The sequence below is a fragment of the Methylocella tundrae genome, assembly GCF_901905185.1.
Classification (GTDB): domain Bacteria; phylum Pseudomonadota; class Alphaproteobacteria; order Rhizobiales; family Beijerinckiaceae; genus Methylocapsa; species Methylocapsa tundrae.
On record NZ_CABFMQ020000001.1, the window covers coordinates 274,684 to 298,322 of the forward strand.

Below are 23,639 nucleotides of genomic sequence, written 5' to 3' on the forward strand. Positions count from 1 at the left end.
AGGGGCATCCAACAGGGATATGGCGCCGCTGTGAGGTTAGCGGCGTCCCGTTCTCACAACACGGGACCCCGGGGCGGGGCGCCGCCGCGGCCTGCCTCAGGCCGGCACGGCGTCCGCGTCAGACGAGAGCCGCGTCGAGCGTGATTTCCGCTTTCAGAAGTTTGGAAACCGGGCAGCCTTGTTTGGCCTTGTTGGCGAGTTCGAGGAAAGTCGCCTGATCGGCCCCCGGCACTTGCGCGCGCAAAGTGAGATGCACCTTGGTGATGGTGAAACCGTCGCCCTCTTTCTCGAGCGTCACTTCCGCCGTCGTGTCCATCTGTTCGGCGGTGAGCTTGGCCTCACCGAGAATGAGCGAGAGCGCCATGGTGAAGCAGCCGGCGTGCGCGGCGCCGATGAGTTCCTCCGGATTGGTGCCGGGCTGACCCTCAAAACGGCTGGCGAAGCCGTAAGGATAGGCCTTCAAGGCGCCGCTTTCGGTCGAGATGGAGCCTTTGCCGTCCTTGATGCCGCCCTGCCAGGCGGCCGATCCGGTTTTTTTCATGGATGTTCTCCTTGCGCTCGTTCGGCGCGCATCCTGCCCGCCGCACTGAGCGATGACCTAAAACCGGCGGCGTGACAAGAAGGTTCCAAGCTGCAAGCAACAGCGCAGCTCAGCGCCGATCAGCCAAAACGGTAGCCCGAAATGGGGGCGCCGAAAACATGGTCGCTATAGTCCCTGACGCCCTGATCGGCCCCGGCGGCGCCCGCCGCGACCATCAGCGGGATCAGATGATCCTCATAAGGCTGGCTGATGCGTGCGCCGGGCGCCTGATCCCACGCGGCCAAAGCGGCGTCGCGGGCGGCGGGGTCAGCGTTCGTCACGGCTTTGGTCAGCCATGCGTCGAATGTTTCGGCGACGGCGAGCACGCGGCGGTCGGCGCCATAGAAATTTTGCAGATTGTGGAAGCTGAGGCCGCTCCCGATAATCAGCACGCCCTCGTCGCGCAAGGGCGCCAGAGCGCGGCCGATGGCGATATGGCGCGCGGGATCGAGCGGATGGACCATGGAGAGCTGAACCACCGGAATATCGGCGTCTGGATATAACAGCAGCAGCGGGATGAAGACGCCATGATCGAAGCCGCGCGACAAATCCTCGCCGCTGTCGATCCCGGCGGCTTTCAGGCGAGCGATGACCTCGGCGGCAAGTTCTGGATCACCGGGCGAGGGATAGCGCAAATCGTAGGTGTGCGGCGGAAAGCCGAAATAATCATAGATCAGCGGCGGATTGGCGGCCGCGGTAACGGTCGGACGGTTTTCCTGCCAATGGCCGGAAATAATCAGGATCGCGCGCGGGCGCTGCTGGCCGACGGCGGCCGGGATGCCGCGCAGGTAAGCCTCCATGGCTTTCCATGCGTTCGGGGCTTTGGCTGGCGGGTCCATGAAGAAACACGGGCCGCCGCCATGCGGGATGAACCAGACGGGCAGGCGGTTTGTTGCAGTCATGGAGCCAGCTTTCTCTTTTTCACTTTTTTGGCGGCCAAACGACTCGGCCATGATAGCGGCCTGAGCCCGATCTGCTCAAGTCCATTGTCCTGTTTGCGACACGCTCTTGCGCGCACGCCTCTGATCCACCGCGGCAGGAACCTTGCTTATCGGCGGCGCGGGCGCGCCGGCGCGCGGATCCGCGAGAGATATTGACGGGGATGTTACATGCCAGCAGATTCGGGTTTCTTCGTGGATTGGGACGGAAACACGCGAAGCACCTCGGATCCAGGGGGCGGCTATCTCTGCGAGATCGACGTTCCAGCCCGCTATGTCGCCGTCACAACCAGGAGCGGCGCGCTGGTCCATGAGGGCACGCTCTACAAGACCCTGGCCGATGTCGAGAAGGCCGGACTGAAGACGCGGTTCGTGCCTGGATCGCATCCCTGGGGCCGTCCTGAAGACGGTTTTTGATCCGAACTTGCAGCGTCGCGCCGCCGGCAAAGCAGGCTCGCGGCGGCGCGGGCGGTCGAGAGGATTGCGGACCGCTTACTCCTGCCGCTCGAACCCCGCGCTGATAATGAGATCGACCTCGTCGCCGATGAGCGGCAGATAAGTCTTCACGCCGAAATCGCTGCGCTTGATCGAGCCCGTCGCATTGAAGCCGGCGGTATATTTCTTGTTCAGCGGGTTGACCCCGGCGTCGTTGAATGTGACGGCGAGCGTGACGGGCTTGGTGACGCCGTGAAAGGTCAGATCGCCGGTGAGCTTGCCGGTTCCCTTGCCGGTCTCGACGACTTTGACCGACTTGAACGTAATGTCGGGAAATTTCGCGGCGTCGAACCATTGGTCGCCCTTCAGCTCGCCGTCGAGCTTGGCGTTGCTGGTCGAGACCGTGTTGGTTGGAATGTGGATCTCGACGGCGCTTTTTGCCGGCGCCTTCGGGTCGAGGTCCAGCGTGCCCGTGACATTGGTGAATTCGCCGTACCAGGTCGTAAAGCCCATATGCGAAACGCTGAACAGAACGCGGGTATGAATAGGATCGACCGCATAGGCGCCGGGCTGGACGGCGGCGGGATTGGTCTTGCGCGCGGACGTGGCGGGCGGCTCGGCCTTGACGCTCGACCCGGCGAGGGGCGACGTCAGAAGGGCCGCGCCGAGGAGGACTGGAAAGAGTTTTTGCAACATGGCTTTGGCTCGCTCTCCGTGGGGCTGAATGCGCCCCAGATCGGCGTGACATAGCCGCATCTTTGTGCCAAAAAAACTGATAAAGAATTGATAAACTCTATCCGAAAGTTCGATAATGTCCGTCTCGGCCCCGTCGTTCGACCAGTTGCGCGTCTTGCTGGCGGTTGTCGAGGAAGGCAGCTTTTCCGGCGCCGCGCGGCGGCTGAACCGGGCGCAATCGGCGATCACCTACGCCGTCCAGCGACTGGAGGAGCAGCTCGGCGTCGCCCTTTTCGACCGCGCGGGCTACCGTCCGATCCTGACCGAAGCCGGGCAAACGCTGCTGCCGCGCGCGCGGCTCATCGCGGACGAGATGCAGGCTCTTTGCAATCATGCAGAGGGGGTCAACGCCGGCATTGAGCCTGAACTGCGGCTTGTTGTCGACGCAATGTTCCCGATGTGCGCCCTTGTCGAGGCGCTGCGCGATTTCAGCGGGCGCTTTCCTTCGGCCCCGCCGCGGATTTTCGTCGAGACTTTGGGCTCTGCAACCGAACTGGTGCTGAACGAGACCTGCGCCATTGGGCTGCTCTTGGGCTTCAACAGCGATTTTGAATCGCTGCAACGGCAGAAGCTCATGGAAATCGCCATGATTCCCGTCGCCGCGCCAGATCATCCGCTCGGGCTCATGGGCCGCGCCGTCGGTAAGGAAGAGCTTCGCCAGCATGTGCAACTCGTCCTTTCGGACCGCTCGGGGCTCTCGGGCAGCCGAGATTATGGCGTGTTCTCGCCGAAGACATGGCGGCTCGCCGATCTTGGCGCGAAGCACGCCATGCTGAAGGCCGGGCTTGGCTGGGGGAGCCTGCCGGCTCACCTTGTTGAAGAGGATCTGGCGGCGGGCCATTTGCGCCGGATCGAGATTCTGGCGGAGGACGGCGCAGTCGAGACTGTGACGCTGCCGCTCTGCTCCGCCTATCGCCGCGATCGGCCGCCGGGTCCAGCCGGGCGATGGCTGCTCAATCATCTCGCCGGGTTGACGGAAATCCGGAAGATCGCCGGATGAGCGTCCTCAAAGGACGCTCTTGGCCTCGACGTCCGGTCCGCGCACGCTTTCCCTCGGAGACGCCGCGAAGCGGCCTTCCTCCGCCTTGTAGAAATATTGGCTCGCCACCAGCCAGCCCTTGAGCGGTCGGAGCGGCAAAATGCAGGAGATCAGCAGCACGGGCAGGCTGGTCACGAGATGAACCCAGAGCGGCGGCGCATAGGCATAGTCGAGCCAGACGGCGAAGAAAACCGCGGGGACGCAGAAGAAGCAGATGACGAAGAAGGCCGGGCCGTCGGCCGGATCCGCGAATGAATAATCGAGGCGGCACACCTCGCACTCTCGTCGCAGCTTCAGAAAACCCTGGAAGAGATGCCCCTTGCCGCAGCGCGGACACCGCCCTCTGACGCCCGTGCGAATCGGGCTGAGCGGCGGCCACTCCTCCTTTGTCTTGAATTCATCAATCATCGACCTGTTCCAATCCCGCAAATTGTATGTAATCAATCTGCGCGCCCGTAGCTTTCCGGAAGCCAAATCCGCCCTGCCCGAGTCCGAAAACGTTCCACATGGGCAGAATTGACATCACATTGTATGTAGACAGGCGCCCCGCCTTGTCAAGCGCAGCCGTGCGCCGGCTCTGCGGCGCCAATGTCGCAGTGCGCCGCGCGCCCAGGTGATCGCGTGGAGATGGGCGCTGGATCGCTGGCCGCGGCTAAACCACCGTCGAGGACATCGCGGGCGATTGCGCGAGAAGATCAGCGATGATCTCGAGGCTTTGCGCAAGCTCCTGCCGCGTCGCCGCCGCGCCAAGGCCAAGCCGGACCGCTTCCGGCGGCGCCGACAGCGCGAAGGCGTCGCTGGCGACGACGCTGACGCCGGCCGTGCGCAGCAAGCTGACGAATTCGCCGCGCGTCCAGGGCGCCGGCAGCCTGAGCCAGAGATGAAACGCTTCTTTATTGGCGCCGCGCGCCGCGATTGGGAGCTTCTCTGCGACGATCGTCCGCCGCGCCGCGGTCTCCTTACGGATGGCGGCGAGCGCGGCCTCGGCGACGCCGTCGTCGATCCAGCGTGTCGCGATCGCGGCGGTCAGCGGCGAGGCCATCCCCATTGTGGCGCGGATGGCGCCCGCGAGACGGGCGGCCATCCTGGCGTCCGGGGCGACGAGATAGGCGATGCGCAGCGCCGGAGACAGGCATTTGCCGAGGCCCGCGACATGATAGACGAGATCGGGCGCCAGAGCTGCGAGCGGCGGCGGCCCGTGCTTCGGCAGCAGGCCGTAGGCGTCGTCCTCGATGATCGGAACCTTATGGCGGAGCGCCAGCGCGGCGAGCGCCTCGCGCCGCCCGAGCGACATGGTGGCGGTGGTCGGATTATGCAGCGTCGGCGTGCAATAGAGGGCTTTGGGCCGCTCCTTGCGGCAGATTGCGTCGAAGGCCTCCGGCACGACGCCTTCCGTGTCGATTGCGACCTCAGTAAGCTTGATGCGCAGATGCGCCGCCAGCGCGCGAAAGCCGGGATAGGTCAGCGCCTCGGCGCAGATGGTTTCTCCGGGCGCGGCGATGAGGCTCAAGATGGCGAGCAGGGCGCCTTGCGCGCCGGGAGCGACCAGCACGCGCTCGCTTGAAACCCCAGGCAGACGCTCCGCGAGCCAATGCGCGCCAGCGGCGCGGTCGGCGCTCGCGCCGCCCGGCTCCTGGTAGCGCATCAGGAGACCAAGGCCGTGGCTCGCTTCGAGTTTGGCCATGGCTTCCCACATCCGCGAGGACAAAGCTGGATCGTCAAAGCGCGGCGGCAGATTCATGCTCATGTCAATGAGGCCGCTCGCTGGACCCCCCTGAGGCGCCGCCCGCTTCTGGCGGACGTAGGTGCCTTGCCCGACTCTGCCCTCGATGAGGCCGCGCCGGCGCGCCTCGGCATAGGCGCGGCTGACCGTCGTGAAGTCGATTCCCAGCGAATCGGCGAGCGTCCTCTGCGGAGGCAGGCGGACGCCGCCTGCAAGCGCGCCGGTGAGAATGTCGGCGGCGATGGCGTCGGCGATGGCGAGATAGAGAGGGCCTGCCGCTTTTCTGATCGACGGCGTCCAGACGCCTGCGTCAATATCGTCCATCGCGGCTCCTTGCTGCGGTTACCTGCGGCAAATTCTATCGATGTATGTATATTGTATGCTTATGTTGCTGCGCAAGGGTGTTTGCGACGCCAGTTCCGCGAGGACGTTCAGAACCGCGTCGTCAAGGCGATGAGCCAAGCAGGGCTTGCCGAAAGCGCCGCCGCCTCCAATGCGCGGTCGAACCCCGTGAGAATCGCGAGGCCGGCGGCGATCAGGACGATCGCGAAGGCGGCGCGCCCGAGCCGCGCCGTCCGTCCGGCCATCCAGCGCCCGCGCGCGGCAAGCCGGCCAAAGCCGTAGCCGACGCCAAGCAGCGCGAGCGCCGCCCCCAGCGAAAACAGAAACATCGTCGCGATCGCAGCGGCGACCGAGCCGCCGCTGGCGGCGAGCGCAAAGGCCGCCCCCAGGGTCGGGCCAACGCAAGGGGCCCAAGCGAAAGCCAGCACGACTCCCGCCCCGGCAAAGCCCCAGAGGCCCGCGGATGGCAAATGTTTTGAAAGACCCTCGCCCCATTGCGACAGGGAGGAAAGCGCTCGCTCCGATCCAAGGCCGAGCGCCGGGATCAGGATGATGACGCCGGCGGCCACCATGATCGCCGCCGCGATGGCGCGAACGAAGCCGGCGTCGCCAAGCCCGACGCCAAAAGAGGCGATGGCGCCGCCAACGACGCCAAAGGTCAGGGCGAGCCCCAAAGCCAGCGCGATCGGACCGCGCGGATCGCGCGATCGCGCGCCGGCGATGATGATCGGCGCCAGCGGCAGCACGCAGGGGCTGAAAACGCTGAGCAATCCAGCGATGAAGGCGAGCCCGAGGTTCATAGTGTCAACGGCCGCCTGCGCCCGCGCGATTTTTTCCTCCGCTGTGCTGCACGACGGGCCGGCTCCTTGCATGATGAGCGATCGCAGTCTGACGCGAAAAATCAGCCGCGCCGACGGCGTCTTTTGCGCATCATAGCCGGTTTTGCAAAGGAAGTGGGGCGCAGGCCGTGGATTGAGGTCAGATCCTCGCGGCGGTGAGACTCGCGGATCCCCACGTCGTGCGCCAGCGCGTTTTCACCGACGTCAGGCCGACGAGAGCCAGCACAGCAAGTGCGGCGAAGATCATGAGGCCGAGCTGATAGCTGCCGGTCAGCTGCTTTGAAAAGCCAAGGCTCGAGGCGAGGAAAAAGCCGCCGACGCCGCCGGTCATGCCGATAAGGCCCGTCATCACCCCCATTTCGGCCCTGAATCGCTGAGGCACGAGCTGAAAGACGGCGCCATTGCCCATGCCGAGCGCCAGCATCCCGATGATGAAGATCGCCAGCGCCATGCCCGCCTGGGGCAGATGGAAGCTGACGATGGCGAGCACGGCCGCGGCGACGGAATACATGATGGTCAGCGTCCTGATGCCGCCGATGCGGTCGGCGAGCGCGCCGCCGATCGGGCGCACCATTGAACCGGCGAAAACCGCCGCGGCGGTGAAATAGCCAGCGCTGATCGCGCTGAGGCTATATTCTGTATTGAAGTAGATGGTCAGGGATGACGCGAGCCCGGAAAAGCCGCCGAACGTCACGGCGTAGAAGAACATGAACCACCAGCTGTCCGGTATTTTCAGCACCGCCATATATTCCTTCAAGGTTTTCGGCGGCGGCGTCGTCGGGCTGTCTTTGGCGAAGACCGCATAGACGACGAAGGCGATGATGAGCGGTATCGCGGCAAGGCCAATGACATTGATCCAGCCATAGGCGGCGGCGAGCGCCGGCGCGAAAAGCGCGGCGAAGACCGTGCCGGAATTGCCGGCGCCTGCGATGCCGAGCGCGATTCCCTGATATTGCGGCGGATACCAGCGCGAGGCGAGCGGAAGCGCGACGGCGAAGGACGCGCCGGCGAAGCCGAGCACGAGCCCGAACAGCAGGATCTGGGCGAAACTGTCTATGCCGATCAGCCAGGCGGCGGCGACGCCAAGGATCACGATCGTCTGGCCGACGAGACCGGCGGCCTTCGGCTTCACGCGATCGACGAGAACGCCCATGACGACGCGCAGCAAGGCCCCCGCGAGAATGGGGACCGCCACCATCAAGCCTTTCTGGGCTGGATCAAGATGCAGGCTGCTGGCGATCTGAACGCCGAGCGGGCCGAGGATCACCCACACCATGAAGCTCATGTCGAAATAGAAGAAAGCAGAAAGGAGAGTTGGTAAATGGCCTGCTTTTAAGAACTCTCGCTTGATCATCGCCCCTCGCGTATCGTTATTATGGATGGCCTCCCGCCAAATCTTGGCGCATCGGACCGTTCTTGAAGAAAGCAATCGTTGTGCCGGTTGAAACAAAAGCGCGCGCGTCCGCCGCCGACCCGCGGAGCCTTCGCCATTGACCCGGGACCCGCCGCCTCTTATCGCCGACAGCGGATCTGCCCCGCTCGACGTGCAAGCCGGCCTCAAAAGCGAGCGCGGCCGTCGTGAGCGCAACGAGGATTACGCGGGCGTCTATTTCGGCACGCCGGATCAAAGGGCGCGGCTTGGCGTCGTCGCGGCGATCGCCGACGGAATCGGCGGCGCCAAGGGCGGGCGCGTCGCGGCGGAGCTTGCCGTGCGCAGCTTCATCGACGGTTATCTCAGCCAATCGGAGACGCGCGGCGTGCGGCTCGCCGGCGCAAGATGCCTTGAGGCGATCAATCGCTGGACCCATGCGATGGGACGCGCCGACGCCGGCCTGCAGGACATGGGCTCGACCTTCACCGCTTTGATTTTGCGCGGGCGCCAGGCGCATATTCTGCACGTCGGCGATTCCCGGCTCTATCGTCTGCGAGACGATCGATTGAGCCTTTTGACCAATGACCACACGCTGAGAGGGGCGGGGCGCAACCACATATTGACGCGCGCGATCGGGCCGGCGGCAGGGCTCCAGATTGACTATGTGATGGAGGACGCGCGCCCGCATGACCGCTTCCTTCTATGCAGCGACGGCGTTCACGGCGTTCTGTCCGAACGGGCGCTGGAGGCGGAGCTGGCCCGCCGCGCCGCCCCGGAGGAGACGGCGGCGCAAATCGTCGATGCGGCGATCGACGCCCGCGGCGGCGACAACGCCACGGCCCTGGTGATTGACGTATTGAGTCTTCCGGCCGCCAATCTCGCGGATTTGCAACTGGCGGCCGCCGCCATTCCGATCGCGCCGCCGCCAAACGCCGGCGCACGCGTCGATGATTATTTTTTAGGCGCCATGATCTCCGATGGCCCCTACAGCCGCGTGTTTAGCGGGATCGACGAGGCGACGCACCAGCCGGTTATTGTCAAGTTTCCGAAACCGTTGATCGCCGCCGACGCCGTTCTGCGGCAGGCTTTTCTGCGCGAAAGCTGGATCGCGACGCGCGTGCGCAGCCCCTTTGTGGCTGAGTGCGTCGAGGTACCATCGCAGCGGCGAAGCTGCCTCTATACGGTGATGCCGCTCTACCAAGGCGAGACGCTGGAGCGCCGGCTCCTGCGCGCGCCGACGATCCGCCTCGCCTCGGGGCTCGGCATTGCGATCAAGCTCGCCAAGGCGGTGGCGGCGCTGCACCGCGCCGGCGTCATCCATCGCGATGTGAAGCCGGATAATGTCATCCTTCAGCCGGACGGCGGATTGAAGCTGGTCGATCTCGGCGTCGCCCGGCTGCCGCAACTTGAGGATGTGCCGATGGCCGCGGCGCCTGGCACGCCGAGCTTCATGGCGCCGGAACTGATCGCGGGAGCCGCGGGGGACGAGAAGTCGGATCAGTTTGCGCTGGGCGTCACAATCTTTCGGATGTTTACGGGCGCGCTGCCCTATGGCGAAATCGAGCCGTTTTCGCATCCGCGCTTCGGCCGTCCTGTGGCGCTGACGAAATTGCGCCCGGATCTCCCGGCCTGGCTCGACAGGCTTCTTGCCCGCGCCTTCGCGCTCCGGCCGGAAGACAGGTTCGACGATGTGCTGGAGTTGATCTTCGAGCTCGAACATGGCGCCGACCGCGCGCGGCCCATCGATGACGCGCCTGCGCCGCTCTATGAGCGCAACCCGCTGATCGTCTGGAAGGCAATCTCGGCGATGCTGGCGGCGGCGCTCATTGCGGCGCTCGCCCTGCATCGGCATTGACGTCGCCGGTTCCGATCAGATCAAGCTTCGGCTTGAAACGTTCCGCTCTCACCGATGGACGAGCACCGGCACCTTGCAATGGGTCAGCACCTTCGAAGTCTCGCTGCCGAGGATCAGCGCCGAGATGCCTTTGCGGCCATGTGAGGCCATGATGATCAAATCGGCGCCTTTTGAGGCCGCCGTGTCGATGATCGCCTGATAGGGGCGGTCATCCTCGACCTGAAGCGTCTCGACGGGAACGCCGGCCGCCACCGCCACGGCTGAGGCCTCGCCGAGGGTTTTTTCCGCCTGTTCTGCGAGGCGGGTGGTATAGTCATCGGGCGTGTCTTCAATCATCGCAGCTTCAGCCGAGAAAACGCGGAAGGGCAGGGTGACCGTGAGAATCGTGACCTTCGCGCCGATCGCTTTCGCCAGCTCGACGCCGTGGCTGACCGCCTTCGACGCCAGTTCAGAACCATCGGTCGGGATAAGGATGTTGCTATACACGGGGGCTTCCTCCTTGGTCTTGATGATTTGAAGGCGTCTTGGGCCTTGATGATTTGAAGCTGTCTTGACGATTTAGGGAGCGGCTCGAAACCGCGCCGACACCGGCCTACTCATGATACATGACGTAAGCGTTGACGCTGATCAATCCGTGATCGAAATACGCCCTTATGGCTTTTTAGGAAGGCGGCCGCCTTTACCGGGGCTTGCAAAGGAGCGCTCCAGAATTGTTGCCGGGCGTCACGCGATAAAGACTCGATCAAAGCATTATCGCGCGAAAGCGCCGCCAATTTGTTTAGAGATAGTGCGACAGAATAAAGAACTCTGGAGCGCAATCCTGGAAAAGGTGTAGACTTTTTCGCGTAGTCTCATGCGCCCGAAGAATGAGATGACGAGCATGATCGATTCGGCGTCGAAACATCGTGCGTCTTGCGGCCTTTGTCGCCGCTGTGCGCGCTGGCATGAGCTGGATCTTCCGCTGAAATCGTTGCGGCGCAGGGTTGCGGCCGACGATTGCTTCCCGTGGTTTGACGCATCGCGCCGCCGATCACGCCCTTGATCAAGACCGCCAACGATTAGAATAGGAGAAATATCATGATCGACTCACCTGCGGCGAGACCACTCGGTCCGTCCGGCATTTCAGCCGCGTTCGGCAAATCCATAGGCGGGCATTGGAAGCTCTTTCTCGCCGAAGGGGCCATCCTTGTCGTGCTCGGCATCCTCGCGGTGCTTGCTCCCTTCCTCGCCGGCGTCGCCGCCACGATCTTCATCGGCTGGCTGTTTCTGTTCGCGGGCGTCTCCGGATTGATATTCTCCTACCAGTCGCGGACGGCGCCCGGCTTCTGGTGGGCGTTGCTCTCATCTGCGGTCGCGTTGCTGGCGGGCATCGCCCTGCTGTGGAGCCCCCTTGCCGGTCTTTTTACTCTGACAGTGGTGTTGATCGCCTATTTCATCGTCGACGGCGTGCTCACCATCCTGCTCGGACTCGAGCATCGCCGCGAATTGACGGACCGGTGGCAATGGATCGTCGTCAACGGCGTCATCGACCTGGTGCTCGCCGCCATCCTTATATCCGGCCTTCCGGGCTCTGTCCTTTGGGCGCTGGGCCTGCTCGTCGGCATCGATCTCATTTTCGGCGGCGCCTCCATCATCAGCCTGGCGCTGGCGGCGCGCAAAGCAGCCGCCTGAGCTCCTCCAACTCCTGCGCGCAACGCCATGCATTTCTGTTTCACGCGAGGCTCTCGCTGCTTCGCGTGGCGGGCCTTATTCCGCCCCCTTCAACACGGCGCGGACCTTTCGCGCCAATTGCTCCAGGGTAAACGGCTTTGTCAGGAAATTAACGTCGCGATCCAGCACGCCATTGTGAATCACGGCGTTGCGGCTGAAGCCTGTCGTATAGATAACTTTCAGGCCGGGGCGCTGGCGCAGAGCCTCCTCCGCCAGACTGCGCCCGCTCATCTCGGGCATCACGACATCCGTGAACAAAAGACTGATATCGGGACGTTCAGCGATGATCCGCAGCGCTGTCGCGGGACCATCAGCCTGAAGCGCGGTGTAGCCGAGATCATGGAAAGCCGCGGACGCGAGGCGAAGCATTCGGTCTTCGTCCTCGACAACAAGGACGACAATATCCGGGCTTCCCATCGGAACGACGGCGGCCGCCGCCGCGGGCGAGGACGCCGGCTCGGTATCATCTCCGAAAAAGCGCGGCAGGTAGATCTTGATCGCTGTTCCCTGTTTAGGCTCGGAGTAGATTTTGACGTGGCCGCCCGACTGCTTCACGAAGCCGAACACCTGGCTCAAGCCGAGCCCGGTTCCCTTGCCGATCCCCTTGGTCGTGTAGAAGGGATCGAACGCTTTGGCGGCGACTTCTGGCGCCATGCCGACTCCGGTGTCAGTCACTGTGACGAGAACATACTGGCCCGCCGGAACGCCGACATGCTGCGCGGCGTAAACGTCGTCGAGACTGGCGTTTCCGGTTTCGATCGTGAGCCTGCCGCCGTCCGGCATGGCGTCGCGTCCATTGACGGCGAGATTGAGGACGGCGCTTTCGAGTTCGCTCGGGTCGACGAATGTGCGCCACAGGCCGCCGGCCAGAACGGTCTCGACCTTGACCATCTCGCCGAGCGTGCGGCGGAGCAGATCGGACATGCCCGCGACGAATTTGTTGCAATCGACGGCCTGCGGAGAAAGCGGCTGCTGGCGGGCGAAAGCGAGCAGACGGTGCGTTAGCACCGCCGCGCGTTCCGCGCCGTCGAGCGCGCTATCTGCGAATTTCAGGAAATCTTTTTCGCCGCGCTCCGCCCGTCGTTTCAACAGGTTCAGGCTGCTAATGATCACCGCCAGCATATTGTTGAAATCATGCGCTATGCCGCCGGTCAGATGGCCGATAGCCTCGAGCTTTTGTGATTGCCGCAACTGTTGTTCGAGGCGCTCCTTTTGCTGTGATTCTTCAAGCACTTTCGTGTTGGCTACTCGAAGCGCTTCGTTGGCGTCCGCGATCTTTGCGAAGAGCCGCTGGCTGTCTTTGATCGTCAGCGCGCCGAGCACGATCGCGAGGAGCAACGCCAATATTTCTCCGGTGCGGGTCAGAGCCGCGGCGCGAGCCGAATAGGCCTGCCTTTCCACCAGGATTTGCTGTTCGGCGGCGCTCATTCGCTGCACCGCTTCGCGCGCGCGGCGCATCAAGGCCTGGCCTCTGTCGCTGCGCACCTCCTCAAGCGCGTCCTCCATCCTGCCGTCGCGAACGAGTTCTATCGTTTTGCGCAGTTCGGCAAGTTTTTCCTGGACGTCGACGCGGAGCGCCGCCAGCGCCGCGACCCGATGTTGGTTATCGGAGACCCTGGCGCCGAGAGCGGCGAATTCGGCGTCGAGTTCCCGCACGGCGGCTTCATAGGGGAGAAGATAGCTTTCCTTTTCAGTCAGGAGAAAGCCGCGCTGGCCCGTTTCGGCGTCCTGCACCAATGAGAAAACGTGGGCGAGACGAAGTTCGATGTCGAGGGAGCGCTGAACATTCGCCTGATCGCGCTGCTGGCGCGCGTTGATAAGGACGGTGGCGACGATGACGCCGAGCAACAGCGTGAAAGCGATAAGCAGGGAGACAATGGAGCGCTTCCTCAGGAAGGTCGGCATCAAAAGTCCCTTTTCGCGGCGCCGACGCCCTTCACATGAAGAATATCTTGCACATGAAGAATACTTGTCAAAGCGCCAGTTCGTCCACGCTTGATATGTATAAAACTAGACAAAGCGCGGGCGCGCGATGAAAAAGACAATAACTCTCCTCGCAAAGCGCGACAAGATTGCGGCTCATGTTGATTCGTGTCAGGCGTGCGGGCCGTGTCGCCGCCGGCGACCCGGTCGCGTCAACTCCGGCGGCTTCTCAGACCGATGGGGGCAGCCGGCGCGCGACGACCAGTTTCGCCGTGAGGATCTGCACGACTTCGCCGCGCTGATTGCGCGTTTCGCTGCGCACCGTGACCATTCCGCGTTCGGGCCGTGAGCGCGAAGGCTTTATGTCGATGATTTCGCTTTCGACTCGAAGCCGGTCGCCCGGCCGGGTTGGCCGCGGCCACGCGACCTCGCCGCCAGCGCCGATGACGCCGCCCGCGAGCGGCGCGCCGCCTTCGACGAGAAGCTTCATCGTGATAGACGCCGTATGCCAGCCGCTGGCGGCGAGGCCGCCGAAGAGCGAGTCTTTCGCCGACTCATCGTCGAGATGGAAGGGCTGAGGATCGAATTTGGCGGCGAAGGCCTTGATCTCGGCCTCGTCCATCGTGTGCGAGCCGCTGACGAAGCGCTGGCCGATTTTGAGATCGTCGAGATAAAACAGGCTGCTTTCCTCGCCCTTGCTCTGTTCCATCAGACATCTCCAAGGCTACTTACGATTTCTCTGCTCCGGCCAAACCGCCGGCGCGACGCTGGCATTCGCTCCCGCCGTGTCACGAAAATGCAGTCCAGCACAGAGAGGCCGGGAAAGCATCCCGCCATCGAGCGACATGATGCGTTAAATCAATGATTTGAGGAGCAGGATTCGATTCCGCCCGGACGCATTCTGCTGTAAGAGGCAGATCGCACGGGAAAGACAAGGACGACGATGGCGATTTCGCTCTACGACGGAAGCGTGAACAGTTACCTGCAGACGCTGGACGCGGTCAACGGCTTCCTGGACCGGGGCCTCTCGCATTGCCGAAACAACAACATTAACCCGGAGGAAATCGTCGAGACGCGCCTGTTCCCGGACATGCGGCCCTTCCGCTTCCAGATCCAGTCCGTCGTCCACCATTCCGTAAACGCGATCGAGGCCATTAAAAGCGGCCTGATCGGTCTGCCGGGCGAGAGGCCGCTCCATGACTACGCAGGCCTGCAAGGGCTCATCAACGATGCGCGGAGCGCTTTACGCAAGCTGACGCCGGAAGAGATCAACGCCCGCGAAGGAGCCGACGTCATATTCAAGGTCGGCGACTCCGAACGGCTTTTTACGGCGGAGGGATTTTTGATGTCGTTCTCCCTGCCCAATTTCCATTTCCACGCAACAACAGCCTACGACATCCTTCGGATGAAAGGCGCGCCCCTCGGCAAGCGCGACTATATGGGCGCGCTGCGCCTCAAGGCGTGAGGCGCAACGGCGGCGGTGGCTCAGACGGGCGGAGGATTGCGTTCGGCAAAATCGTGCTGATGCCAATAAGGATAGGCCGGCGTCCGATGGCTCGCCGCGTCCAGTCTGGCGATCTGTTCAGGGGTCAAGGACCAGCCGACGGCGCCGAGGTTTTGCCGCAGTTGCGTCTCGTCGCGCGCGCCGATGATGACGCTCGATACGGTCGGCCTCTGAAGCAGCCAGTTCAACGCGATCTGCGGCACGGATTTGCCGGTCTCCTTCGCGATTTCGTCGAGAGCGTCGACAACGCGATAGAGGTATTCCTCCTCGATCTGCGGGCCCTTGTCGCCGGTCTTATGGAGCCGGCTGGTCTCGGGAAGCGGCTGGCCGCGCCGGATCTTTCCGGTAAGCCGCCCCCAGCCGAGCGGGCTCCACACCATCGCGCCCACTTTCTGGTCGAGCCCCAGCGGCATCAGCTCCCATTCATAGTCGCGCCCAACAAGCGAATAATAGGCCTGATTGGCGATATAGCGCGGCAGATTGTAGCGATCTGCCACGGCCAGCGATTTCATGAGATGCCAGCCGGAGAAATTCGAGCAGCCGACATAGCGGATTTTTCCGGCTCGCACGAGGTCGTCGAGCGCTGATAGCGTCTCCTCCACGGGAGTCATGGCGTCGAAGCCATGCAGCTGAAACAAGTCGATATGATCGGTCTGCAAGCGCCGCAAGGCGGCTTCCACCGCTTCGATCAGATGAAACCGCGATGCGCCGACGTCGTTTGGACCTTCGCCCGACCGGAAGGTCGCTTTCGTGGAGATCAACGCTTCGTTGCGCCGTCCCTTGAGGGCTTCGCCAAGGATCTCTTCGGCCGCGCCCGACGAATAGATGTCGGCGCTGTCAAAGAGCGTCAGCCCGGCCTCAAGGCAAATATCGACGAGGCGGCTCGCCTCTTTGACGTCGGTCGCGCCCCACGCCGAGAAAAACTCTCCCTTGCCGCCAAATGTGCCTGTGCCGAAGCTCAAGACCGGAACGCTGAAGCCGGATCCGCCAAGACGTCTATATTCCATGTGCGGCCTCTTTCTTTGAGATTTTGCGAAACTCAGGCGCTGCCGGCAGCGCCCCTCAGCTTGGCTGTGTAACGCATGATCTCGTCCGAGCATGCGCAACTTTTCGCGAGGCTTGCTATGCGTATTGCGCCTCGCCATTGCCGAAGGACCAGTTCTCCTTAGCCGTCTCGACGAGGTTGATGAAGACGTCCTCGCGACGCAGATCGAGGCGCTGATGCAATCCGTCCGCGACCGCCTTGTAGAAGGCGCGCTTCAGATCCACCGATCTTCCAGCGTTGAGAGTCACCTGAATGACGATCACGTCGTCGGTGCGTTTGATGCCGAGATAATTCTGATCGACGATGAAGTCGATTGGCGAATGCTCGGCGATGATCTGGAAGCGATCGTCGGCGGGCACGTTCAAGGTTGCGATCATGGCTTCATAGACCACGTCGCCGACGGTCTGGCGATAATGTTCCGTCTTGCCGCGGGCAAGATCGATGCGAACGAGCGGCATAAGAGGCGCCTCTTGGATTGACAGGGTCTTTTCCGTAAGCCGGGAGCGGCTCGATTGTCCAGAGCGCGCGAGCGCAAAGCCCAGGCGGTCACGCCGTCAAAGACGCGACCTTTGCTTTGAGAAGGGCGCTCGCCTCCCGCGGGTCGAGCCGCAGCTGCAAGCCGCGCTGGCCGCCGTTGACGAACACAAAGTCCTGTCCCAGGGCGGTTTCCTCGATCGCCGTTTCGACCTTGCGCTTCTGGCCGAACGGGCTGATGCCGCCGACGTGGTAGCCCGTCATCCGCTCAGCGTCGGCGGGGCGCATCATCCTCGCTGATTTGCCGCTGAAAGCCGCCGCCAGCTTCTTCATGCTGACTTCGCGATCCGAGGGAATGATGACGCAGACCGGCCTGCCGTCAACTTCCGCCATCAATGTCTTGAGAACGCGATGCGGCGGCTCGCCGATCGCTTCCGCCGCCTGCATCCCGATGCTGGCGGCGCCGGGATCGTAGACGTAGCTTCGCGTCGTAAAGGCGATTGCGGCGCGCTCAAGGGCGATGACGGCGGGCGTTCTTCTTGACATGCGCCCTTTTTATCAGGCCGCGCCCAACGGCCAAGAGGGATCAACGCTGGGGCGCGAAGCGTTCGCCCTTGCCGAGGATCACGCCCTGCGCGCCGGCGATTCCGAGCTCCAGACTTTCGGCGACGCGGCGCGCCCGCTCGATGAATTGATCGGCGGCCGCGGGCGGACAGGTCTCGCGCGCCGTTGCTTCGAACAAGGCAAGCCAGCGATCGAAATGAGCGCCTTCGATCGGCAGCGGAAGATGCATGCGCATCGGCTGGCCATGATAGCTTCCGCTCATCAGCATGAGCGATGACCAGAAGGAAAACATGCGGTGCAGATGCGGCTCCCAATCTTTGATCTTCTCGGCGAAAACCGGGCCGATCAAGGCGTCCTCCCGCACGCGGCCGTAGAAAGCGCGCACCAGCTTTTCGATCATCATATCGTCAATTCCCGTCTCGGCTTTGAGCCTTTCGACGGCCTGCGCGCGACGCGTGGCGGCAGTCTCCGTGGGCGACGGCATTTCATGATCTTTCTGTGCAAGCGCCGGGCGTGCATATCCCATATAGGCGGCGTCCGCTTCATGTGCGAAACAGGCGGGCGATGCGAATTCGTTAGGTTCATCCGCCATGGCGGCCTCTCTGGTGAGAAACGCGCGGATGGGTCCCGCGCTTTTGGAGGTAGGACGCAAGGACGATCGCCTGATTATGCTCACGATCATGCGCGGCGTAGAGCAGCGTCGCGGGGCCTTTTTGCAAGAGATCGCGCAGACGTTCAACGGCCTCCCCGTTGGCGTCGAGCTCGGCGCGATAGCGCCGCTGAAATTCCGGCCACAGCGCGGGATCGTGAGCAAACCATTCGCGCAGCTCGGTGCTGGGCGCGATGTCTTTCATCCATAGCGTCAGCGCGGCGGCGGCTTTGCTCAATCCTCTCGGCCACAAGCGATCGACCAGAATGCGCATTCCATCATCGGCGCCGGCAGGCTCGTAAGCGCGCTTCAGTTTGATTTCGATGCTCATGCAATCCCCCATAGAGGACGCCGCTGCGATAAGGCGCAATCCTCGGCGCTCGCCGCCGCGGCCATTCAGAACAAAGACCATCCCTGACTTCCGGCGACAGCGCCGAAGATCGTGACGAGGCTCAGCGCGAGCAAAACCCAATGACCGCGCTGCAAAGCGGCCAAGGCGCCGTCCGGATCGCGCCGCCCCCATTCATGGAAGCGCCGATGCAAGATCAACGGCTCCGCGATGAACAGCAAAATGGCGAAGACGAGCCAGACAAAAACCATGGCGTGCATCCACCAGAATTCGGCGAGACGAAACCGCGCCCAAATATCCAGTCGGTAGAGCATATAGAGACCGCTGAGCCCGACCAGCAAGACGGCGATGCGCGCATGGCCGGAAAAACGGCGCTCGATCGCCTCGAAAGCGGCGATGCGGTTTGGGCCGAGATCGCCGCGCCGCGCCGCCGGCAGGACCGAGAGGGTTATCATGGCGACGCCGCCGATCCAGATCACGACGGCGAGAACATGAATCGCCCTTGCGGCGATGATGTCGTTCATGGTCGATCCTCAACTTGGCGTCCGACACTGGCGATGCGGCCAGAAACGCGACTTCTCGGCGCGACGCGCAAAACATTGCGCGAAGGCGGCGCGGCGTCGTTGCTCCAGCACAAACCTTTCCCACTTTTGCCGCTCTCGTCATAGCGCGGAGGGCGTTTGAGCGGAATCGCATTCCGCTCTTTAAGTCTTTGTTTTAACGCATGATGCGGGTCCGGAAAGTTTGCAACTTTTCGGCGTTATGCTCTAGGATAGCGCGAATGAGAGCTTCTCCTCCCTTGACCCCCAGCGTCCTCGCCGCGCTGGACCTGTTCACAGGGTTGACGGCCGCCGCGCTCACCGACGTCGGCGCCCGGGCGCGCCTCCGGCATATTCCGAAAGACACGCGCATTTTTGCGCAGGGCGATGCGATCGGGCGTTGCCATGCGCTGATCGACGGTTCCGTTCGCATTTCGCAAACCGCGGGCGAGGGCGCCGAAGTCGTCATGCGTTTTATCGGCGCCCGCGAAATGTTTGGTTCGGTTGCGCTGTTCACCGACGGCCGCGCTCCGGCCGAGGCGGTCGCCTTGACCGATTGCGTCGAGATCAGCTGGAGCAAGGCCGATCTCATCGATCTCATCGCCCTTTATCCGGGCATCGGCTTGAACCTCGTCAAAATTATCGGCGCCCGCCTCGGGGAGGCGCAGGACAGGGTGCGCGAACTCTCGACCCAGCGCGTCGGGCGGCGCCTCGCCAACGCCCTGCTGCGTCTTGCCGGAGAGGACGGACGCAGCGCCGGCGAAGCCCGGATTGAGTTTCCATTGACTCGCAAAGATGTCGCCGAACTGGCGGGAACGACGCTGCACACGGCGAGCCGGATTCTGAGCGCCTGGGAAAAGGCGGGGCTGGTTTCCAGTGATCGTCAGCGTGTGACGATTTTAAGACCGTCCGGGATCAAGCGCATCGCGGACGACATCGGCGATTAGGGCGCGACCAGGAAGCTCAACCTCGCCTGGCGAGACGCTCGCCGAGAAAATCAGCCAGCACTTCGACGCGGGCGGGGCGCGGTCCGCCCGGCGGCGTCACCAGAAAGAGGCTGCCCTGCTGGGTCAGCCAATCCGTCAGCACCCTTTTGAGCCGGCCGTCCGCGAGGGCTTCCTTGACGATGAACTCCGGCAGGTCGCCAATGCCAAGGCCCGCGATCAGCGCCGGCATCAGAGCGTCGCCATTATTGGCGCGGAGCTGGCCTTTCGGTTTGACGGCGACTTCTTCCCCGGCTGCGTTGGAAAAGCGCCAGATGTCGGGCGTCTGCAAATAGGTGTAGCCAAGACAGACGTGGCGCGCCAGCTCGGCTGGATGCGCCGGACATCCGCGCCGCGCGAGATAGGAGGGCGCGGCGACGGTATAGCGCGGCGAGGCGCAGAGCCTTCGCGCAATGAGCGAGGAATCCGGCAGGAAACCGAGGCGAAGGGCGGCGTCGAAGCCGTCGCCGATCAGATCGACGACCGCGTCGCTGAGATGGAGATCGACCGAGACTTCCGGGTAAAGGTTGAGAAAATCCGGCAGGATCGGCGCGACTTCCCGCAGGCCAAACGACATCGGCGCTGCGAGCCGCACGAGGCCGCGCGGGTTCGCGGACTGCGCGAGGAGGTCGTTTTCCGCCGCCTCCGCATCGGTGACGAGGCGGGTCGCGCGCTCGGCCAGCTGTTGCCCGGCGTCGGTGAGCGCGAGACGGCGCGAGGTCCGGTTGAACAGCCGCGCGCCAAGTCTTTTCTCAAGGCGGCTCAACGCCTTCGAGACGGTCGGCGAGGACAGCCCGAGATCGGCCGCCGTCGCGGCGATGGAGCGCATTTCCACAACTTTGGCGAAGATCGCCAGTCCTTCGAGATCGGGCAGCTTTGACATTCGAATCCGGTTGATCATTAAATAATGGAAAGGGTGTCTTTCCAAGCTTTCTATTTTTTATTTCAGCTCATGCCATAGATTTGGCCCATCGGCTAGGGCATGATCTCAAAGGTCATGCGTCGAGGCCACGACGGAGACCTCAGATGATCGAGCGCAGAAACTTCAACGGACTTGGCGGCGCGGACCACGGCTGGCTGAAGGCCAAACATCATTTCTCATTCGCGAGCTATTACGACCCGAAGCGCATGGGCGTCGGCGCCCTGCGCGTCTGGAACGACGATGAAATCGCTCCGAATACCGGCTTTCCGCCGCACCCGCATTCCGACATGGAGATCATCACCTATGTCCGCGAGGGCGCGATCACGCATAAGGACAACCTTGGCAATCAGGGCCGCACGGAGGCTGGCGACGTCCAGGTGATGAGCGCGGGGACCGGCATCCGCCATTCGGAATATAATCTCGAACCCAAATCGACGAAGATCTTCCAGATCTGGATCGAACCGACGCGTCCTGGCGGCGCGCCGTCCTGGGGCGCGAAACCCTTTCCGAAAACGAGCCGCGATGGACGCCTTGTTACCCTTGCGAGCGGCTTTGCGGGCGACGGGGACGCGCTGCCGATCCGCGCCGACGCGCGGGTGCTGGGGGCGACGCTGAAGGCCGGCGAGACGATCGAATATCCGCTCGGCGCGGAGCGCGTCGGCTATCTCGTGCCGGCGACAGGCTCGGTCGACGTCAATGGCGTGCGTCTCGAGGCTCGGGACGGCGGGGCGATCCAGCACGAGGCGGCGCTGAAGATCACCGCGCTCGAGGATGCGGAGATCGTTCTCGTCGACGCCGCCTAATCGGCGGGGCTGACGTTTTCCGAGCACGGCATGTCCGAATAAAAATGAAGAGCATGGCTCCGAAGCGGTCATGCTCTCGTCATCCTGCCTTTGTTGAAGATCGAGCAGGACGTTTCCCAGGGGATCCAAATGGCAAAAGTTCTCGTTCTTTATTATTCCGCCTATGGCCATATCGAGACGATGGCGGAGGCTGTCGCGGAGGGCGCTCGCGAAGCCGGCGCGACCGTCGACGTCAAACGCGTGCCGGAGCTCGTGCCGCCGGAGGTCGCCAAGGCGTCCCATTACAAGCTCGATCAGGCGGCGCCCGTCGCAACGGTCGCCGAACTCGAACAGTACGACGCGATCATCGTGGGGACAGGCACGCGCTTTGGCCGGGTCAGTTCGCAAATGGCGAATTTCCTCGATCAGGCGGGCGGCCTTTGGGCGCGCGGCGCCTTGAACGGCAAGGTCGGCGGCGCCTTCGCCTCGTCCGCCAGCCAGCACGGCGGGCAGGAGACGACGCTGTTCTCCATCATCACCAATCTTCTCCATTTCGGCCTCGTCGTCGTCGGGCTCGACTATGGCTTTGGCGGCCAGCTTAAGCTTGACGAGGTGACTGGCGGTTCGCCCTATGGCGCGACGACGATCGCCGGCGGCGACGGCTCGCGTAAGCCAAGCCAGAACGAACTCGACGGCGCGCGCTATCAGGGCCGAAGGATCGCCGAGGTCGCCAAAAAGCTTCACGGCTGAGACGCGTTTTCGCGGCTGTCCGCCCGCCCGCGCCGGTTCCGCTGCCTCGAAGGACAGAGTCCATGGTCAATCTCGATCGCTACGCCGCCGCCATCGGCCGATTATTGCTCGTCGCGCTGTTTTTCGTCAGCGCCATTGGCAAGCTGACGGCTCCCGCCGCCACCAAAGCCTATATCGTCGCCATGGGGCTGCCGTTGCCGGATCTCGCCTTCTGGGTTTCGATCCTTGTCGAGCTATGCGGCGGCGCCCTGTTTCTCCTTGGCTACCAGACACGGATCGTCGCCGCCGGGCTGGCGCTCTATTCGATCGCGACGGCCCTCGTTTTTCATCACAATTTCGCTGAACAGAACGAGATGTTTCATTTCCTGAAGGACCTCGCCATCGCGGGCGGCTTTTTGCAGGCCGCAGCCTTTGGCGGCGGCGCCTGCAGCCTTGACGCCCGCAAGGCGGCCTAGAGCATATTCCGATCAGATCGGTTCGATCTGATGGGCAGGAATATGCTCAAGCTTTTGAATCTGGAGCGATTTCTGATCGATCGAATGACCCCATTCGATCGAAAAGCGCTCCAGAGCGCCGGCGAGCGCGCCCGCTTTGTCAACCACAAACCATGAACAAAAAGGAGAGGCAAAGCTGTGCGATCAGGGCCTTGCTTCGCGCGTTCGGGCGCCCGCGCAGCTATCGCGCCGCCACGGCGCAGCTGTGATCGAGGAGGTTTTCCGTATGAACGGCGCCGCGCGGCGCCTGCTCCGCAAGAAGGACAAAGCCCGGCTTTCCGTCCGAAAAGCGGGCGCCGATGACGGCGAGCGAATCCTCGCTCAAAGGCGCTGACCGTTTATCCTCGGCGAGCAGCCTGAAAGGGTCGGGGTCCGGCGCCTCCCCGTCGATTCGGCGGGCTCGATAGCGGGCGCCCAGCAAAGTGAAATCGGCCCAATGCGCGCCGATTTCGGCTGACCTGCCGGCAAGAGCGTCACGCACGTCCGGCCGTACGCAATCGATGTGAATGTGCAGCTGATCCTGCGTGCGCGCGCCGGCGCCGTTGATCGCCATGCCGATCTCATCGCGCGAGAGATCCCTCCGCGCATTTTTGGCGACGAGATTGCGCGCATCCCAGGCGGCGCTCCAATAATTTGGCAATCCGTCCGTGCCGATGAGCGGATCTTCGATGCCGGTGAGGCGGCGCGTTGGAATGAGCAGGAACTGTGTCTTGCCAAGAATATCCTTCAACACCGCCGATCCCTGCGCTTCGCCGCCCTCGAGATCGACCGACGCGCAGGGCGCCGAGGTATGAAGGTGCGTCTTGTCAAACACGCAAAGCCCGTGGACGATGCTCCACAGGGCGTTAGGGTCGGAAGCGGCCGCGACTCCGATCGCGGCGGCGCCGATCAGGCAGATCGCGCCAAGCGCGGCGCCAAAGCGGCGAAGGCTTTTTGCCTCGGACGCCGCCGGCGCGGGGGGAGTTTCAATCAACATGGGGCGCCGGCAATCCTTTCGACGCCTTCACTAAGCAAGGTCGTGTTGGCGCGCCAGGCTCGCCTTGCTCTGGATTCTGTAATTTGGCGCCATTTTGATCCGAAAACCCCCATTCAC

Annotated in this window: 28 protein-coding genes; 9 read left to right on the forward strand and 19 right to left on the reverse strand. The window is 63.2% G+C overall.

From position 1 onward, the window contains the following. Positions 1 to 118: 118 nt before the first annotated feature. Positions 119 to 541 (reverse strand): OsmC family protein, encoded by a 423-nt coding sequence (locus tag MPC4_RS01115; protein ID WP_134489807.1) that lies wholly within the window; start codon positions 539 to 541, stop codon positions 119 to 121. Positions 542 to 660: 119 nt separating this feature from the next. Further along, positions 661 to 1,482 (reverse strand): DODA-type extradiol aromatic ring-opening family dioxygenase, encoded by an 822-nt coding sequence (locus MPC4_RS01120; RefSeq protein ID WP_174510902.1) that lies wholly within the window; start codon positions 1,480 to 1,482, stop codon positions 661 to 663. 207 nt (positions 1,483 to 1,689) lie between these two features. Between MPC4_RS01120 and MPC4_RS01125 the strand changes: the two genes are divergently transcribed. After that, complete coding sequence (locus MPC4_RS01125; protein ID WP_134489803.1) at positions 1,690 to 1,935, forward strand: hypothetical protein; 246 nt, start codon at positions 1,690 to 1,692, stop codon at positions 1,933 to 1,935. A gap of 75 nt (positions 1,936 to 2,010) precedes the next feature. Here the strand turns inward: MPC4_RS01125 and MPC4_RS01130 are convergent, their stop codons facing one another. Further along, positions 2,011 to 2,649, reverse strand: coding sequence for a YceI family protein (locus tag MPC4_RS01130; RefSeq protein ID WP_134489801.1), 639 nt, complete (start codon positions 2,647 to 2,649; stop codon positions 2,011 to 2,013). A gap of 115 nt (positions 2,650 to 2,764) precedes the next feature. On the opposite strand from MPC4_RS01130, the gene MPC4_RS01135 reads away from it, so the two are divergent. Beyond that, positions 2,765 to 3,688, forward strand: coding sequence for a LysR family transcriptional regulator (locus MPC4_RS01135; RefSeq protein WP_174510903.1), 924 nt, complete (start codon positions 2,765 to 2,767; stop codon positions 3,686 to 3,688). Positions 3,689 to 3,694: 6 nt separating this feature from the next. Here MPC4_RS01135 and MPC4_RS01140 read toward each other — a convergent pair whose 3' ends face one another. From MPC4_RS01140 to MPC4_RS01155, 4 genes are all read right to left on the reverse strand, one after another. Beyond that, positions 3,695 to 4,135, reverse strand: a complete 441-nt coding sequence (locus MPC4_RS01140; RefSeq protein ID WP_174510904.1) for a DUF983 domain-containing protein — start codon at positions 4,133 to 4,135, stop codon at positions 3,695 to 3,697. Between the two features lie 244 nt (positions 4,136 to 4,379). Beyond that, positions 4,380 to 5,774 (reverse strand): aminotransferase-like domain-containing protein, encoded by a 1,395-nt coding sequence (locus tag MPC4_RS01145; RefSeq protein WP_174510905.1) that lies wholly within the window; start codon positions 5,772 to 5,774, stop codon positions 4,380 to 4,382. Between the two features lie 107 nt (positions 5,775 to 5,881). Next, positions 5,882 to 6,592, reverse strand: coding sequence for a cytochrome c biogenesis CcdA family protein (locus MPC4_RS01150; RefSeq protein ID WP_210253571.1), 711 nt, complete (start codon positions 6,590 to 6,592; stop codon positions 5,882 to 5,884). Positions 6,593 to 6,770: 178 nt separating this feature from the next. Then, the gene (locus MPC4_RS01155; protein ID WP_174510907.1) at positions 6,771 to 7,985 is read right to left on the reverse strand and encodes a nitrate/nitrite transporter; all 1,215 of its coding nucleotides are present in this window, start codon (positions 7,983 to 7,985) and stop codon (positions 6,771 to 6,773) included. A gap of 136 nt (positions 7,986 to 8,121) precedes the next feature. Between MPC4_RS01155 and MPC4_RS01160 the strand changes: the two genes are divergently transcribed. Then, the gene (locus MPC4_RS01160) at positions 8,122 to 9,858 is read left to right on the forward strand and encodes a bifunctional protein-serine/threonine kinase/phosphatase (RefSeq protein ID WP_244628772.1); all 1,737 of its coding nucleotides are present in this window, start codon (positions 8,122 to 8,124) and stop codon (positions 9,856 to 9,858) included. A gap of 48 nt (positions 9,859 to 9,906) precedes the next feature. Here the strand turns inward: MPC4_RS01160 and MPC4_RS01165 are convergent, their stop codons facing one another. Continuing rightward, the gene (locus MPC4_RS01165) at positions 9,907 to 10,344 is read right to left on the reverse strand and encodes a universal stress protein (RefSeq protein WP_134489791.1); all 438 of its coding nucleotides are present in this window, start codon (positions 10,342 to 10,344) and stop codon (positions 9,907 to 9,909) included. Positions 10,345 to 10,935: 591 nt separating this feature from the next. Between MPC4_RS01165 and MPC4_RS01170 the strand changes: the two genes are divergently transcribed. Further along, the gene (locus MPC4_RS01170) at positions 10,936 to 11,529 is read left to right on the forward strand and encodes an HdeD family acid-resistance protein (RefSeq protein WP_174510908.1); all 594 of its coding nucleotides are present in this window, start codon (positions 10,936 to 10,938) and stop codon (positions 11,527 to 11,529) included. 75 nt (positions 11,530 to 11,604) lie between these two features. On the opposite strand, the gene MPC4_RS01175 is transcribed toward MPC4_RS01170, so the two are convergent. Together MPC4_RS01175 and MPC4_RS01180 are read right to left on the reverse strand one after the other, a co-directional pair. Continuing rightward, positions 11,605 to 13,473, reverse strand: a complete 1,869-nt coding sequence (locus MPC4_RS01175) for a CHASE3 domain-containing protein (protein WP_174510909.1) — start codon at positions 13,471 to 13,473, stop codon at positions 11,605 to 11,607. Positions 13,474 to 13,720: 247 nt separating this feature from the next. After that, positions 13,721 to 14,200 (reverse strand): MaoC family dehydratase, encoded by a 480-nt coding sequence (locus MPC4_RS01180; RefSeq protein WP_174510910.1) that lies wholly within the window; start codon positions 14,198 to 14,200, stop codon positions 13,721 to 13,723. A gap of 234 nt (positions 14,201 to 14,434) precedes the next feature. Between MPC4_RS01180 and MPC4_RS01185 the strand changes: the two genes are divergently transcribed. Further along, positions 14,435 to 14,956 carry a DUF1993 domain-containing protein gene (locus MPC4_RS01185; RefSeq protein WP_174510911.1) on the forward strand — a complete coding sequence of 174 codons (522 nt, stop codon included), beginning with the start codon at positions 14,435 to 14,437 and terminating at the stop codon, positions 14,954 to 14,956. A 20-nt stretch (positions 14,957 to 14,976) separates the two neighbouring features. On the opposite strand, the gene MPC4_RS01190 is transcribed toward MPC4_RS01185, so the two are convergent. The 6 genes from MPC4_RS01190 to MPC4_RS01215 form a co-directional block, all read right to left on the reverse strand. Continuing rightward, on the reverse strand, positions 14,977 to 16,002 hold the full coding sequence (locus tag MPC4_RS01190) for an aldo/keto reductase (protein WP_174510912.1): 1,026 nt from the start codon (positions 16,000 to 16,002) through the stop codon (positions 14,977 to 14,979). A 115-nt stretch (positions 16,003 to 16,117) separates the two neighbouring features. Beyond that, complete coding sequence (locus tag MPC4_RS01195) at positions 16,118 to 16,498, reverse strand: tautomerase family protein (RefSeq protein ID WP_174510913.1); 381 nt, start codon at positions 16,496 to 16,498, stop codon at positions 16,118 to 16,120. 88 nt (positions 16,499 to 16,586) lie between these two features. Next, positions 16,587 to 17,060: a Cys-tRNA(Pro) deacylase gene (ybaK, locus tag MPC4_RS01200; protein ID WP_174510914.1), complete on the reverse strand. Its 474-nt coding sequence runs from the start codon at positions 17,058 to 17,060 to the stop codon at positions 16,587 to 16,589. Between the two features lie 40 nt (positions 17,061 to 17,100). Beyond that, positions 17,101 to 17,670 (reverse strand): group III truncated hemoglobin, encoded by a 570-nt coding sequence (locus MPC4_RS01205; protein WP_425312409.1) that lies wholly within the window; start codon positions 17,668 to 17,670, stop codon positions 17,101 to 17,103. After that, the gene (locus MPC4_RS01210; RefSeq protein ID WP_174510915.1) at positions 17,660 to 18,058 is read right to left on the reverse strand and encodes a DUF488 domain-containing protein; all 399 of its coding nucleotides are present in this window, start codon (positions 18,056 to 18,058) and stop codon (positions 17,660 to 17,662) included. The genes MPC4_RS01205 and MPC4_RS01210 overlap by 11 nt, the downstream gene beginning before the upstream one ends. Positions 18,059 to 18,123: 65 nt before the next feature. After that, positions 18,124 to 18,600, reverse strand: coding sequence for a hypothetical protein (locus MPC4_RS01215; RefSeq protein ID WP_174510916.1), 477 nt, complete (start codon positions 18,598 to 18,600; stop codon positions 18,124 to 18,126). A gap of 257 nt (positions 18,601 to 18,857) precedes the next feature. Between MPC4_RS01215 and MPC4_RS01220 the strand changes: the two genes are divergently transcribed. Beyond that, positions 18,858 to 19,562, forward strand: a complete 705-nt coding sequence (locus MPC4_RS01220; protein WP_174510917.1) for a Crp/Fnr family transcriptional regulator — start codon at positions 18,858 to 18,860, stop codon at positions 19,560 to 19,562. A 16-nt stretch (positions 19,563 to 19,578) separates the two neighbouring features. On the opposite strand, the gene MPC4_RS01225 is transcribed toward MPC4_RS01220, so the two are convergent. Continuing rightward, the gene (locus MPC4_RS01225; RefSeq protein WP_174510918.1) at positions 19,579 to 20,481 is read right to left on the reverse strand and encodes a LysR family transcriptional regulator; all 903 of its coding nucleotides are present in this window, start codon (positions 20,479 to 20,481) and stop codon (positions 19,579 to 19,581) included. 143 nt (positions 20,482 to 20,624) lie between these two features. On the opposite strand from MPC4_RS01225, the gene MPC4_RS01230 reads away from it, so the two are divergent. The 3 genes from MPC4_RS01230 to MPC4_RS01240 all read left to right on the forward strand — a co-directional run bounded on the left by MPC4_RS01230 (position 20,625) and on the right by MPC4_RS01240 (position 22,507). Then, the gene (locus MPC4_RS01230; RefSeq protein WP_134489767.1) at positions 20,625 to 21,323 is read left to right on the forward strand and encodes a pirin family protein; all 699 of its coding nucleotides are present in this window, start codon (positions 20,625 to 20,627) and stop codon (positions 21,321 to 21,323) included. A 129-nt stretch (positions 21,324 to 21,452) separates the two neighbouring features. Next, complete coding sequence (gene wrbA / locus MPC4_RS01235; protein WP_174510919.1) at positions 21,453 to 22,052, forward strand: NAD(P)H:quinone oxidoreductase; 600 nt, start codon at positions 21,453 to 21,455, stop codon at positions 22,050 to 22,052. A gap of 62 nt (positions 22,053 to 22,114) precedes the next feature. Continuing rightward, positions 22,115 to 22,507 (forward strand): DoxX family protein, encoded by a 393-nt coding sequence (locus MPC4_RS01240; protein ID WP_134489763.1) that lies wholly within the window; start codon positions 22,115 to 22,117, stop codon positions 22,505 to 22,507. A 12-nt stretch (positions 22,508 to 22,519) separates the two neighbouring features. Here the strand turns inward: MPC4_RS01240 and MPC4_RS21445 are convergent, their stop codons facing one another. Together MPC4_RS21445 and MPC4_RS01245 are read right to left on the reverse strand one after the other, a co-directional pair. Beyond that, entirely contained in the window at positions 22,520 to 22,654 is a 135-nt protein-coding gene (locus MPC4_RS21445; protein WP_280514701.1) for a hypothetical protein, read from the reverse strand. Positions 22,655 to 22,727: 73 nt separating this feature from the next. Next, positions 22,728 to 23,522 (reverse strand): CDP-diacylglycerol diphosphatase, encoded by a 795-nt coding sequence (locus MPC4_RS01245; RefSeq protein ID WP_174510920.1) that lies wholly within the window; start codon positions 23,520 to 23,522, stop codon positions 22,728 to 22,730. Positions 23,523 to 23,639 lie beyond the last annotated feature (117 nt).